Source organism: Bacillus sp. SIMBA_026 (assembly GCF_046535335.1).
GTDB classification, from domain to species: Bacteria; Bacillota; Bacilli; order Bacillales; family Bacillaceae; genus Bacillus; species Bacillus velezensis.
The window spans coordinates 361,023-373,249 of the sequence record NZ_JAWRWX010000002.1; the positions used below are offsets into that span (position 1 = coordinate 361,023).

13 protein-coding genes are annotated in these 12,227 nt (G+C 46.6%); 3 read left to right on the top strand and 10 right to left on the bottom strand.

Features of this window, described 5'->3' with window-relative positions; genetic code table 11:
- Position 1: 1 nt before the first annotated feature.
- The 3 genes from opuCC to opuCA are packed head-to-tail and all read right to left on the bottom strand — an operon-like array spanning position 2 to position 2,746.
- Entirely contained in the window at positions 2-895 is an 894-nt protein-coding gene (gene opuCC, locus SB847_RS12605; protein ID WP_089072489.1) for an osmoprotectant ABC transporter substrate-binding lipoprotein OpuCC, read from the bottom strand.
- Between the two features lie 37 nt (positions 896-932).
- The gene (locus SB847_RS12610; protein WP_003151654.1) at positions 933-1,586 is read right to left on the bottom strand and encodes an ABC transporter permease; all 654 of its coding nucleotides are present in this window, start codon (positions 1,584-1,586) and stop codon (positions 933-935) included.
- A gap of 20 nt (positions 1,587-1,606) precedes the next feature.
- Complete coding sequence (gene opuCA, locus SB847_RS12615; RefSeq protein WP_003151651.1) at positions 1,607-2,746, bottom strand: osmoprotectant ABC transporter ATP-binding protein OpuCA; 1,140 nt, start codon at positions 2,744-2,746, stop codon at positions 1,607-1,609.
- Between the two features lie 260 nt (positions 2,747-3,006).
- Here opuCA and SB847_RS12620 point away from each other — a divergent pair, with 260 nt between their 5' ends.
- On the top strand, positions 3,007-3,564 hold the full coding sequence (locus SB847_RS12620) for a GbsR/MarR family transcriptional regulator (protein WP_014418904.1): 558 nt from the start codon (positions 3,007-3,009) through the stop codon (positions 3,562-3,564).
- Between the two features lie 20 nt (positions 3,565-3,584).
- On the opposite strand, the gene SB847_RS12625 is transcribed toward SB847_RS12620, so the two are convergent.
- Entirely contained in the window at positions 3,585-4,217 is a 633-nt protein-coding gene (locus tag SB847_RS12625; protein WP_007409973.1) for an NAAT family transporter, read from the bottom strand.
- 438 nt (positions 4,218-4,655) lie between these two features.
- Between SB847_RS12625 and SB847_RS12630 the strand changes: the two genes are divergently transcribed.
- Positions 4,656-5,366: a hypothetical protein gene (locus SB847_RS12630; RefSeq protein ID WP_044801843.1), complete on the top strand. Its 711-nt coding sequence runs from the start codon at positions 4,656-4,658 to the stop codon at positions 5,364-5,366.
- Between the two features lie 39 nt (positions 5,367-5,405).
- Here the strand turns inward: SB847_RS12630 and SB847_RS12635 are convergent, their stop codons facing one another.
- Positions 5,406-7,196 carry a zinc ribbon domain-containing protein gene (locus SB847_RS12635; protein WP_410563558.1) on the bottom strand — a complete coding sequence of 597 codons (1,791 nt, stop codon included), beginning with the start codon at positions 7,194-7,196 and terminating at the stop codon, positions 5,406-5,408.
- Between the two features lie 132 nt (positions 7,197-7,328).
- On the opposite strand from SB847_RS12635, the gene SB847_RS12640 reads away from it, so the two are divergent.
- Positions 7,329-7,790 carry a GNAT family N-acetyltransferase gene (locus tag SB847_RS12640; protein WP_007613857.1) on the top strand — a complete coding sequence of 154 codons (462 nt, stop codon included), beginning with the start codon at positions 7,329-7,331 and terminating at the stop codon, positions 7,788-7,790.
- Positions 7,791-7,833: 43 nt separating this feature from the next.
- On the opposite strand, the gene SB847_RS12645 is transcribed toward SB847_RS12640, so the two are convergent.
- The 5 genes from SB847_RS12645 to SB847_RS12665 are packed head-to-tail and all read right to left on the bottom strand — an operon-like array spanning position 7,834 to position 12,224.
- Positions 7,834-9,069 (bottom strand): MFS transporter, encoded by a 1,236-nt coding sequence (locus tag SB847_RS12645; protein ID WP_088461686.1) that lies wholly within the window; start codon positions 9,067-9,069, stop codon positions 7,834-7,836.
- Positions 9,044-9,964: a sugar phosphate isomerase/epimerase family protein gene (locus SB847_RS12650; protein ID WP_410563563.1), complete on the bottom strand. Its 921-nt coding sequence runs from the start codon at positions 9,962-9,964 to the stop codon at positions 9,044-9,046. The genes SB847_RS12645 and SB847_RS12650 overlap by 26 nt, the downstream gene beginning before the upstream one ends.
- Before the next feature lie 7 nt (positions 9,965-9,971).
- Complete coding sequence (locus SB847_RS12655) at positions 9,972-10,649, bottom strand: PIG-L deacetylase family protein (RefSeq protein WP_045208946.1); 678 nt, start codon at positions 10,647-10,649, stop codon at positions 9,972-9,974.
- A complete protein-coding gene (locus SB847_RS12660; RefSeq protein ID WP_410563566.1) occupies positions 10,612-11,370 on the bottom strand; it encodes a WbqC family protein in 759 nt (252 codons plus the stop codon). The genes SB847_RS12655 and SB847_RS12660 overlap by 38 nt, the downstream gene beginning before the upstream one ends.
- Positions 11,343-12,224, bottom strand: a complete 882-nt coding sequence (locus SB847_RS12665) for a GNAT family N-acetyltransferase (RefSeq protein WP_410563569.1) — start codon at positions 12,222-12,224, stop codon at positions 11,343-11,345. Before SB847_RS12665 ends, SB847_RS12660 begins: the two co-directional genes overlap by 28 nt.
- Between the last annotated feature and the right edge of the window lie 3 nt (positions 12,225-12,227).

Below are 12,227 nucleotides of genomic sequence, written 5' to 3' on the forward strand. Positions count from 1 at the left end.
CTTATTCAAAATAATGATGTTTCTCCAAAAATTCTTTAGCGACGACGGACGGTTCTTTCAGCTTGCCGTCCACCTCGTAATTCAATCCCTGCATCGTTTCCGTATCGATTTTGCCGATCAGTTTATTCACAATGCCCTTCAGTTCCGGATGCTGCTTCAGCACGCTGTCGGGAATGACCGGCGAACAGTCATACGGCGGGAAAAACTGCTTGTCGTCTTTTAAAATTTTCAGATCGTACGCTTTAATCCGGCCGTCCGTTGAATAGGCGAGGACGGCGTCCATTTTCCCGTTTTTCACGGCATCGTATACAAGTCCGATCTGCATCGGATAGGTTGTGCCGAATTCAAAGCCGTACGTGTCGGTAAAGCCTTTATAGCCGTCGCCTTTTCTTTTCAGCCACGCATTGTCTACACCGAGCTTAAATTGATCCGCATGCTTCTTAATATCGGACACTTTGTCTAAATGGTCTTTTTCCGCAAGTTCTTTCGTGACGGTAAAAGCGTATGTGTTCTCAAATCCGTAAGAATCAAACCATTTGTAATGGAAGCGTTTCTCAAATTCCTTTTGGACGATGGCTAATGCTTTTTTCGGGTCTTTTTCCGCTTCCATGCCGAGGGTGCTCGTTAAATCCGTTCCCGAGTAGCGCGTCGCGGCGATATCGATTTCACCGCCGAGCATCGCCTGCTGCTGGACATAGTTCGATCCGAGGTTTTTAATTAATGCCGTATTCAAGTCTGTATTGTGTTCAATCATCTGTGCGATCATATTGGCGATAATTTCTGATTCCGTCATGCTTTGCGCCCCGATTTTGATCGTATCATCGGAAGCCCCGCTCAGGCCGGGAAGGGAACAGCCGCCTAGAAGCAGAGCAGCTGACAGCGCCAGTGCGCACATCCATCTCTTTTGGTTTTTTTTCAAAACAGCCAACTCCTTAAGATACTTCCTTCAGTCCTTTCAGCCCTTTCGGCGTCACCTTCCGTTCCGTCGCCGCTAGCAGATAATCAATGATAATAGCTAAAATAGTGACCGGCACGGCGCCGCCGATAATATATTCAGGCTGATAGAGATTCAGGCCGATAAAAATATAGTCTCCGAGCCCGCCGCCCCCGATAAAGGAAGCAAGCGTCGCCCATCCGATCAGATAAATGGTGGATGTACGGATGCCCGCCATGATCACCGGAACCGCAAGCGGCAGTTCCACAAGCCTGATCTGCTCCCAGACCGTCATCCCGATGCCTTTTCCCGATTCCAGCAGATTTTTGTTTACGCCTTGAATGCCGGTATACGTGTTCCGGAGAATCGGCAGCACCGAATAGAAAAACAGCGCGACGATCGCGGGCACCTTTCCCACGCCTAACAGCGGGATAAAAAACGCCAGTATCGCGAGACTCGGCAAGGTCTGCACAATGTTGACGGCGCCGATGACAGCGCCTGCGCCCTTTTTCATTCTCGTCAGCGCCACTCCGAGCGGAACGGCGACGACAATGCCTAATATGACGGCGATGATCGAAATGTATAAATGCTCCCACGTTTTATATAACAGTTCTCCGCCGTTCGTCTGCAAAAACTTGATCATTTCATTCATTGTAAGCGTTCCTCCCCTTGTCAGCCCGTCACCAGCTGGTCTTCCTCGCCCCAGATTGAATCGTAAACGATGTCGACAAGGCTCGCTCGCGTGACAATTCCGACTAAATGCCTTTGTTCATCAACGACGGGTACATATTTCATTCCGCGCTTTAAAATTTTGCGTACGGTATCGCGCAGCAGTGTGCCCTGCTCGACCGTATACAGATCAGAGCGGAGCACGTCGCCGACGAGGCTCGCTTTTTTCCGGTTCTGATCAATGATTTCCACATCCACATATCCTTGCAGCACATTCAGGTCATCAACGACAAGCAGGGAATCGACACGGTGTTCCCGCATCACCTGTATCGCCTGCGAAAGTGTTTTGTCCGCCGTAACGGTGACAGGCTTTTTGTTCATCATCTGCTCGACGCGTTCAATATCCGGTCTTGATTGCAATAACCGTTCTTTGCCGATAAATTCTTCGACAAACTCATTAGCCGGATTCCGGAGAATGTCATCAGGAGTGCCGGCCTGAACGATCTCTCCCGCTTTTAAAATGACGATCCGGTCAGCCAGCTTAATAGCTTCATCCATATCGTGGGTTACAAACACAATCGTTTTATTCAATGTTCTTTGCAGTTTTTTGAATTCTTCTTGAAGGGAATCCCGCGTAATCGGATCAAGCGCTCCGAACGGTTCATCCATAAGAATAAGAGGCGGTTCCGCTGCAAGGGCGCGCAGCACGCCGATTCTCTGCTGCTGCCCGCCGCTCAGCTCGTGAGGATAGCGGTCTAAATATTCCGGGCCCATATCGACGAGCTTCAAAAGCTCCCGCGCCCGTTCCTTCCGCTTTTGTTCCGGCCATTTCAGCAGTTTCGGCACGAGGGAAATGTTCTGCTGAATGGTCATATGAGGGAAAAGTCCGATCTGCTGAATGACGTAGCCGATTTTCCGTCTCAGCTCCACCGGGTCCTGCTCCATAATGTTTTCGCCATCGATAAAAATCTTTCCGGATGACGGCTCAATCAGTCTGTTAATCATTTTCATCGTCGTCGTTTTTCCGCAGCCGCTCGGCCCGATAAAACAAATAAACTCGCCTTTTTCGATATTTAAATCAATGCTGTTGACAGCTTTTTTTCCGCCTTTATAGACTTTCGATACATTTTCTAATCTCAGCAATCCGTGCACCTCCGAAGGGTTCCGTTATTTTTCTGAAAAGTATAATCTTTATTATAAGATGAAATTTGTAAAATAAAAAGTTTACAATGTGTTGAAATTATATACAATATACGTGTTTTTTCATGTTATCCCGCTGACAATGCGGATGTTCTTACAATCGCTCCCGATAGCTCGCATATCCTGCCGCATCATCTTTTTCATCAACTGTAAAAAATATGATATATTGTCAGCATGAAAAGCCAGTGAAGGGATGATCAGCCGTGGAAAAAAACGCTCTTGATATCATCGGGCATGCTGAAGAGCATCTCATTGAGAGAATCGCCGAGAATATGCATACATTCGGAATGCCGGCCACACTGGGACGTGTGCTCGGTATTATTTATATGAACCGCAAGCCGATGACGTTAAATGAGCTGTCAGAGGCAACCGGGATGAGCAAAACGAGGATGAGCCAGGTGGTCCGCGAAATGACTGACGCCAATCTGGCTGAAAAAGTGTTTGAAAAAGGCGTTCGCAAAGACCTTTATGACGTGGAGCGTGATTATTACCAGACGTTTATCTCCCTGTTTACGGCAAATTGGACAAAGGCGGTCAGCAAAAACAAAATGCTCTATAAAAAGCTGAACCGCGAGCTGACTGAGCTTCTGGAATCGGAAAATCTCAGTCCCGATATTGAAGAAAAAGCCCGTCAGCTTTTGGATGAACTGACGGATTGGCTCCATTATTATGACTGGCTGAGCCGTTTGATAGAATTTTTTGAGAGTGAAGAAGTGTTTCAGCATGTGCCGAAAATAGAAAAAAGCAGCACCCGAAGATAACCGGGCGCTGCTTTTTTAAGTCAGGAAACCAAGATCGGGAACATGCCTTTCAGACCGGCGCCGATCATGCCGATCGCCACCACCGCCAAAATCAGCCCCATCAGTCGGGTAATGACGTTCATTTCGGTTTTCCCGAGCTTATTGCTGATGAAAGATGAATAGTGAAAGAAGATGAACGTCATCGCGATGACGGCCGCAATGCCGATCAGCACGCTGATGTAATGGAAGATGCCGCCATGGCCGGCCGACAGACTCATCACCGTCGCGATCGTACCTGGTCCGGCGATAATCGGAATCGACAAAGGCGTCACAGATATATCGGCTTTCTCCTTGCTTTCCCCTTTCTCTTCATGATGAAGGGACTGTACATGAGATTTCTTCGCGTTCAGAAGATTATAAGCGATGCCGAAAATAAAAATGCCGCCCGCGATACGTAAGGCATGAATGTTAATGTCAAACAGTTTAAAGATCAGATGGCCGAAGATTAAAAAAGCCGCCAAGATGATAAACGACAGCACGGAAGCCTTGCGCGCGATCGCTGTCCGTTCTTTCTCCGAGTACCCTTCCGTCAGTGAAAGAAAAATCGGCACGTTTCCGATGGGATTGGAGACTGCAAACAGTGAAATGAAGACATGAATGATGAATGAAAACATGCGTACCTCCTTATGACTTGCCGTTATTGAGTTATGTTTTGTTCTCCGCTGTTTCTTATGCATGGTTTTTACCCCGGGGTCTGCTTTTTATAACCTCAGCCGGACGATCCGGAAACAGAAAAAAACCGTCCTTGTAAGGACGGTTTTTTCTGTTTGTTATCTCCATAAGCCTTTTCCGAATTTCAACAGCCGATAAAGCATTTTCAATTTTTTTAGCATGCGTTAATTTCCTTTTTTACTCTGAATCAATGCGCCGAGAGACATGATATCCATCAGCTTCATTAAAATTCTACCATAATGGGTACTTTTTCTCTATTATCAATTCATAGAGAAAGTGATTTGTATATCTTTAGAAAACTCCGTTACATCCGCCCTATTTTCTTTTATAATGTAAATATCGAACAAAATCCCTATATTACTTGTAAAAGGAGTTTTAGAATGTATTGTTCTCAATGCGGCCATCAAACTGATGGCGGAAAGTTTTGTGAAAAATGCGGGGCGCCCCAGCCCGGGCAGGGAGGCGCAGGCCAAACGCAAGGCCAGGCCGCTCAGGCCGGCGCCGCGGCTAAGCAGGCTTCAAAGCAATTTGCCTTATTCGTGCTTGATGTGTTAAAGAGACCGTACCAAACATGTAAAACGACAGGCGGCGAACAGCTTGTCAGCAGCATCATCAACATGGTGCTTTTCTGCCTGGTGACGCCGATTATGTTTTATATTCTCTTATCAGACGGCTTTCGTGACGTCAGTTTTACCGCGGTTGTGATCAAACCGGCGCTTACCTTTGCATTATGCGTTTTTTGCCTGTATCTCTTGATTTTTATCGCTTTGAAGGCCGGCGGCGCGCAGGTGTCATTTAAAGATTCGCTGTCCAGATTCGGGGCATTTTTGATTCCGTTTACAGCTATTTTGCTTCTTGCCCTCATTTTTATGCTGCTTCATACAACCGTTTGCTTTACCATTCTGGCTGTCGGTCTTTTAGGAGCGGCGTTTGCCGTGCCTCCGCTCATGCTGGCGAGCTATCAGCATCAGCTCACGGCTAAGGCCGATATCATTTATTCTGTTATCGTCATCTATTTGATCATTTGTGTAACGTTTCAATTCACGATCAAGCATTATATAAAAGAACTCATGAATTATTTCTTCTTTTAAAAACGGAAACCCCCGCCGCCTGATTGGCGCGGGGGTTTTTTATTGAATGGATGTTAAATAAATTCTTCCGTCTTTAACAACGCCGCCATACGTCCAATTGTATGTTCTGAGCTTCGGACTGCCGCCGGCTTTCGTAATATAAAACTCCTCGTACGTATGAATCGTCAGATGAGAGCCTTTCTGTGAAAAGCTTTTGACATTCACTTCATTAAATACTTCGGTCGTTCCCTCGCTGTGCAGTTTTTTGACCAGTTTCTGCTGATCAGCATACAAAGGGCTCCCCTCTTCTAAATTGCCCGCCATGATGGCAAAATTGTTAAGGCTGACGGCGCTTGATTGATTTGTCAGGTAATCAGTCATAAACGATGTGACTTGCTCGTTTGTCACGCTGTCTGAAGCTGTGTTTCCTTTGGAAGACTCCCATGCTGATGTATAGGTTTTCGGCTGGTCGTTTTTTATTTTTTTTACATTTGTCCCAGAAGAATCTGAGGCTGGATCAGCTTTTTCGAAAATCCATTTTTTATGTTTTGTATCATATGAGAGTACATAGTGAAAGCCTGGCTCAGCCTCTTCCATATCAGGCTTCGTATTCCCGTCGAAATAAGCAGACTCATGAAGCTCTTTACCCGTAACAGTTACTTGCCAGCGGCCGTTCTCTTGAGAAATCGCAAATGAATCCAGATCAAAGCTTGTCTCTTTATACTGATCCTTCAAAAAGGTGCCGGAACTCTTCATGCCGGATACCACTTCTTTCGTCTGCTCTTTCCAGGCGGAACCAGCCTCGGTCATCTGATCGGTATTTCCGTCTGCCATCGCTTTTGTATACTGTTTCGTTGTTTTGACAATCGTGTCCATGATTGTTTGTTGTGTATCTTGATCCGGAATAAGCGTTAATTCCATATCAGTGCTGTTGATCGGAACATCGGCAGTTTTTGTTTTCCCCCAAGGAAAATCAGCCTCCACGGCGGCTGTCATGGAACCGTCAGTTAAGAGCGGACCGTATGTAACGGATGTAAACGGATCTTTATGGACGGACTTGCCGTTTATCAGCAGATCGCCTTTCACGCTTTTGAAGCTGTCTGCCGGAGTGAATGTCACATCCTCGGCGTCTAACGGCAGGTCAAACTCAACATTCCGGCTGCCGGCCGCCTCTGCCTCTTGCTTTTTGACAACGTCAACCGTCTCATTTTTAAGCTTGGCTTCCGCCGTGTAGACACCGGGTGCATACGGACCGAAGATTTGGGTTTCATCGGCTTTTTTGACCGTACCTGTTTTCTCGCTGTTGATATAAAGATCGGCGCCTTTATAATTGCTGGTGACGCGGAAATAAACCGGATCGACTTTCAATTCGTAATGGTCAAACAAAAGAAGGGTTTTACCCTCTTTTTTGACGTATACCGCATCTTTTTCTGATGAATTGCCGCGAAGCGATGCCAGCAGTTCATCGTGTTTCTTTGCGTATGCAAGGAGCGGTTTGACATTGGTCTCATTCAGCTTCAGTTTTTTGTCTGAAGGAGTGAGCAGGGCTGCGAGCTTTTTCGTGTCCCCGTCATGAACCGCCTGTTCGAATTGATCTGTGAGCCTTTTTTCAGATGTCAGCCAGGCTCCGGTTTTATATGCGGCAATCAATAAGATCAGCGCTGCGGCAATGCCGCCCCATATGAAGAGCGTTTTTTTAGGGATCGGCTTTCTTATTTGTGAAGCAGGTTCAGCCGCTCTTACAGCCGCCTGCCGCTCCAGCCGGCTTCCTTTCCCGATCGGTTTTCCGCATTCTTTACAGAAATGCGCCTCTTCGTTGTTCTGCTGGCCGCAATACTTACAAAAAAACATGACTTTCCTCCTATTCAATCTGCAAAACTTGTATAACTTTTCCTATGTTTCATATTTTATAATAAAGTAGAATGATTTTGGAGTTATTTTGAAAAAATAGCTGTCGATCATAACAGAGGAGGAGAAACGGACATGCAAAAACTGAGTATCCGAAAAGCCGCGGAGCCGGATGAAGCGCTGTATGAACTATTGCTGCTGGCCGATCCGTCGAGGGAGATTGTCGATGATTATCTTGTAAGAGGAGAATGCTATACGGCTTGGACGTCAGACGAGCTTGCAGGGGTTTACGTTTTATTGCAAACAAGGCCTAAAACGATAGAAATCGTAAACATCGCGGTAAAAGAATCGCTGCAGAACAGGGGATTCGGAAAACAGCTGGTGCAAGATGCCATTGAAAAAGCGAGACAATCGGGAGCTGATACGATTGAAATCGGCACCGGAAATTCCAGTATTCATCAGCTGTCACTCTATCAAAAATGCGGATTCCGCATTCAGGCTGTCGACCATGATTTTTTTATCAGGCATTATGATGAAGACATTTTTGAAAACGGCATTCAATGCCGGGATATGATAAGGCTTTATTTGGATTTATGATAAAAAGGGCGCCGGCTGACATCGGCGCCCCTTCGTTTACCATTCAGACGGATTGATCCGCTTGTTTCTCTGTATTTCTTTGACTCCCTTGTCTGACTGAAAAAATAGCAAAAACGATCGTAAGGGTCAGTCCGACCGCCGCAAAAATATAATCCGCATTCATCAACAGCAGAAGCCCTGTGTAGACAGCGGCCGACAGCGGTTCACCCATTTTGACAATGGAAAAAATCAGTGCAAAGACCCTTCCGAAATATGCGGCCGGAACCGTCTTTTGGAAATACAGCACCGTTTGCACATCAATATACGAGATGATAATGCCAAGCACCAGGAAGATGATGCACTCAAACCCATGAAGGGGAAAAAACAGGAGCATAATGAGCAGTCCCGCTGCCGTTAACGTCCGCGGGTACAGCCGGTTCAAGCGTTTTGTATTCCATTTGAAAAATACGGCCAGATTGCCCAAAAGCATCCCCGCCTGAAACATTGAATACATGACGGCAAACCATACAGAATAGTTCTGCTGAAAACGCTCCACAGCAAGAATCGGCCCCATTACTGAAATAAGGCCGGCAATGACGAGATTTACGACGAAAAAGTATCCGACCGATGTCAGCCATGCCGCATTTCCTTTCAGCATTCTGTAACCGGATTTTACATCTTCAGTTCCGTTGCTTTTTTCATTGGGCTGTTCTGAAATACGAATGAACGCGATAAATGCCGCGGAGATAAAAAAAGCAGTTCCGTTTATGGCAAACAGCAGCCCGAACGGAATAGCCGCAATCATGATCCCGCTGATCAATTTTCCGACGATGAGTCCGATCAAGTCACTCGTATTGATCAGAGATGTCGCCTGATCAAGATGCTGTTTGCGGACGAGCAGCGGAATGATCGCGACTTTCGCCGGCGCAAACAGCATCGATTGCAGAGATAGACAAAAGGCGCACACCCCGGCTATCCACACGGTTAATAAATCGTTCGCGCTGAGCACCGCCAAGAGGATCATGATGACGGCCCGGCCCGTATTGCACAAATACAAGATCGACTTTTTTCGGAATAAATCAATCAGCGGTCCCGCCAGCACGCCAAATGTCAACGGCACGAGTTCGATAAAAGAAATAACGCCGACAAGAATTTTGCTGCCGGTCAATTCCAGCACTAACAGCGGCAGAGCAATGAGCCAGACCCCATCCGCTGCTGAAGAAAACACCTGTGCACACCAAAGCTTTGCATAGTTCGGTGTTCGATATGTCATATCAGACCCTTTTTTGATCCTCGTCATCAGAAACACCGCCGAACCATTCCAGCGTTCTCCATGATTCCCGTCTTTCCGTATAATCCTCTTCCATCACCTCAAATACAATGCCGGTATCTTGATTCCGATAAAGCTCCTGCAAAGTATCGGCAGCCCGTCTCAGCAGCTCCTCAGCGATCGTCCCTTCACTCGGATGGCGGCCCTCAAAACAGCGGACGCCCCCATGCGGGAACGCAAGCTGGCGAAAAGAGCTGAAGTGATAATGCTTAATGCTCTCTTTTATCGAAAGAAACTGAAAGAAATCTGGATATTTCAGCTGATCATTTCTGAACATAAGGGCGGAAGACAAGTGAGTCTGATAGGTAATCGCCCAATGGCACAGATCCCACGTAATACCGACATGCTTCAGATCCAGCTGCACCAGCTCTGTAAAATCCTCAGGATAAATGAAAATCGGATCAAAATCCTCTCCCAGATTCCCGATGATCGGAAGGTTTTCCACACCGATCCAAATGTCCGTCCCTTTCAGCCGCTCATCAAACTCCGCGAAAAACTCAACGATTTTTTTACGGTTTCCTTCCAGGTCATAGACTTGAAATTCCTCAACCGTCATAAATTGATTCGCATGAACGGTTATGCCTTTGGCGCCGTATTTCACAGCGAGCTCCGCAAAGTGATAAAGCTGTTTTTTGATGTGATCTTCATGCACATAATCGGCATGATCTGTCGGGAAATGCAGCGTCAATAATGAAGGATCAAGCTGTTTTGCATATTCCAGCGTCTGATTGAATGTTTTGAGATAATCCGCTTCACTAAAGGAATGGCCGTCAAAAATATTCGCTTCCAGACCGTATCCCGCTTCCACCCATTTCTCATCGATTTGCTTCGGATCAAGTCCGAAAAACGGAATTTGAGCAATCATAGGACAGTCACCATGTTCCTCTCACAAGCATAAACGCTTCCGCAGCGGTAAAACCCGATTTTGCTCCCCACACACGGGCATTATGTTCGATCGCCTGCAAAGAGCGGGGATGAGGGAAGTCTCTGAGCTCGGAACCGTAACACGCCATCGATTTCAATTTCGTTTCAAGCTCGTCTTCAATATTAACGAAGAAATTGGCATGAAACTGATCCTTCTGACAGTAATTCCATTCCGTCGAAGACAATGTTTCATAGGCAAAAACCCGTTTTACCGTATGACCGGGAAGCGGACGGGTTGCCGTCATGACCGCTCTGAATACGACGGAGTGATCAATATTAATGTCACCGCCGTACTGGGTATACACAATGTCAGGCTGAAAACGATTGATTTGTTTCTCCGCTTCCTTCACAACATCCAGCAAATCCATTGAATCCATTCTGTTATCAGGAAGGTTCAGCCTGACAAAATCATGGATGCCCAAAGTGCTGAGCGCCTGCTCCGTTTCTTGATTAGAATGCTGCATAACGGACTCTTCAGGCTTTTTGTAATCCGTTTTTCTTGATGACTTGCCTTCCGCCATAATGACTGCCGACACGCTGTCACCTTGGCGGACATGTTTGGCGAGCGTGCCGCCGACGCCGATAATTTCATCGTCGGGATGCGCTGCAAATACCATTACTTTCATCATATTGCCCTCCTTTAACTAACATTTCGGCTGTATCCGCTCCGCAGTTCATCAGCATATCAAGCATGGAGAGGTGAGGGATATGCTCCCCAAATAATTGAGGATAGCCAAAATGTCGGATCTGCTGATACTCAATGACTATTCCGTTTCTGTCAAAATCGCTTTCTATTAAATAGTCGGAACCCTGACTGCCTGAATAATAACGGTCCGCCCCCAGCTCCTGACAAAGCGCTAAAACAAAATCGCTTTTTTTCTCCTTCCGGCATTCAAGCTCAGAGACATAACAGAGCGGCGTTTCAATTCGCAGCTCTTTTCGGAAAAATTCAATGATGTGCATATTCAAATCATGGAGATATTCCCACTCCTGCTGATAGACATCTTGAAAAAAATGCTGGTACCGCTCAAAATAGGGAGCTTTCGCATAGTTCATTTTAATCGCCATCCAATGTTTTTTCCGCCAATCCTGCGTCTGGTCGATTTTCATATGCCGAAGCTCTATGTCTTTATATTGTTTCATCTGCAAAGGCACCGTCAGCCATCTGGGGCCTTGCGGCGTTTTGATTCTGTTGCGGTTGAGAAATCCTTTTTTCTCAAATTGAGCTGTGTCATGAATGGCAAACAGATCCGACTTATACATTTTTTCAAAAAAACCGTACCACGGCAGATAACTGGATTGATGGCCGCTTATTGTTTTCATTCCGGTTTCGTAAAAAGTCGGCATTGTTTTTCTTCAGCTCCCCAATATCGTTTCGGTCTTGCGATTTCTTTACTGTGTGAATAGCCAAAATCAGCCCATTGAAGCTTGCGGCAAATGGCGAATTGCAGGGCGTCACGCATCAATAAGTAAGAGGCCTGCGCTTTTTTTCCCGCCAGGCTGTTTATATTCTGCCAATAATAGAAATGAGAGCGGTCATAGAGAAAAATACTGCTGCTGATCAGCGTCTCACCCTGATATGCTCCGACCCAAAACATTCGGTCCGCAAACGTGTCAAGCAGCTTTTGGAAAAAGCCCTGGCTCAGCACATAAGCCGCGCCGATTGCCGACGTATGCTCTTTGTAGAGGTCATAAAACACGCCAAGTTCTTTTCGCCCGATCAGCCGGGTGACAATATTCTCTTTTTCAGCGTATCTGACTGCTGTCCGGGCTTTTCCGGAAATGCCCGTCCAAAGTTCGTCAAACGTGTCCGGAAGCGTAAGGATCCGTGTTGCCTTTTCCGTCCACCCTTCCCCGATGTCTTCTGTAAAAGAAGTCTGACCGTACGGCAGCAGCATCCGGGATATGTTCCGGCCGAATATGGTCTGGATTTCACTTTGAAGCCATTCAAATGAGATGGGTCGATCTGAAATAACGCCGCCGTATCCGATCATATTGCCGGATAATACGCCCTTCTGTTCAAAAAGCGGAAGATAGATGACTTGTCCTCCGTCCGTTGTCAGTCTGACAGGGTGAAATGACGTGCCGGGAAGCTCTTCCATGAGGATTCCCCAATCATAGCTTTGAAACAATCCCGCCTGATACATGTCAGCGGCCCGATCCCATGCCTGGCGGGTCGTGTATACTGCTGTTTTTTGCATAGT

What these genes read in the sequence shown, in the direction of transcription:
- opuCC (WP_089072489.1), bottom strand. Translation starts at nt 895, where the DNA reads ATGTGCGCACTGGCGCTGTCAGCTGCTCTGCTTCTAGGCGGCTGTTCC.
- SB847_RS12610 (WP_003151654.1), bottom strand. Translation starts at nt 1,586, where the DNA reads ATGAATGAAATGATCAAGTTTTTGCAGACGAACGGCGGAGAACTGTTA.
- SB847_RS12625 (WP_007409973.1), bottom strand. Translation starts at nt 4,217, where the DNA reads ATGTTTTCATTCATCATTCATGTCTTCATTTCACTGTTTGCAGTCTCC.
- SB847_RS12630 (WP_044801843.1), top strand. Translation starts at nt 4,656, where the DNA reads ATGTATTGTTCTCAATGCGGCCATCAAACTGATGGCGGAAAGTTTTGT.
- SB847_RS12635 (WP_410563558.1), bottom strand. Translation starts at nt 7,196, where the DNA reads ATGTTTTTTTGTAAGTATTGCGGCCAGCAGAACAACGAAGAGGCGCAT.
- SB847_RS12640 (WP_007613857.1), top strand. Translation starts at nt 7,329, where the DNA reads ATGCAAAAACTGAGTATCCGAAAAGCCGCGGAGCCGGATGAAGCGCTG.
- SB847_RS12645 (WP_088461686.1), bottom strand. Translation starts at nt 9,069, where the DNA reads ATGACGAGGATCAAAAAAGGGTCTGATATGACATATCGAACACCGAAC.
- SB847_RS12650 (WP_410563563.1), bottom strand. Translation starts at nt 9,964, where the DNA reads ATGATTGCTCAAATTCCGTTTTTCGGACTTGATCCGAAGCAAATCGAT.
- SB847_RS12655 (WP_045208946.1), bottom strand. Translation starts at nt 10,649, where the DNA reads ATGAAAGTAATGGTATTTGCAGCGCATCCCGACGATGAAATTATCGGC.
- SB847_RS12660 (WP_410563566.1), bottom strand. Translation starts at nt 11,370, where the DNA reads ATGCCGACTTTTTACGAAACCGGAATGAAAACAATAAGCGGCCATCAA.
- SB847_RS12665 (WP_410563569.1), bottom strand. Translation starts at nt 12,224, where the DNA reads ATGCAAAAAACAGCAGTATACACGACCCGCCAGGCATGGGATCGGGCC.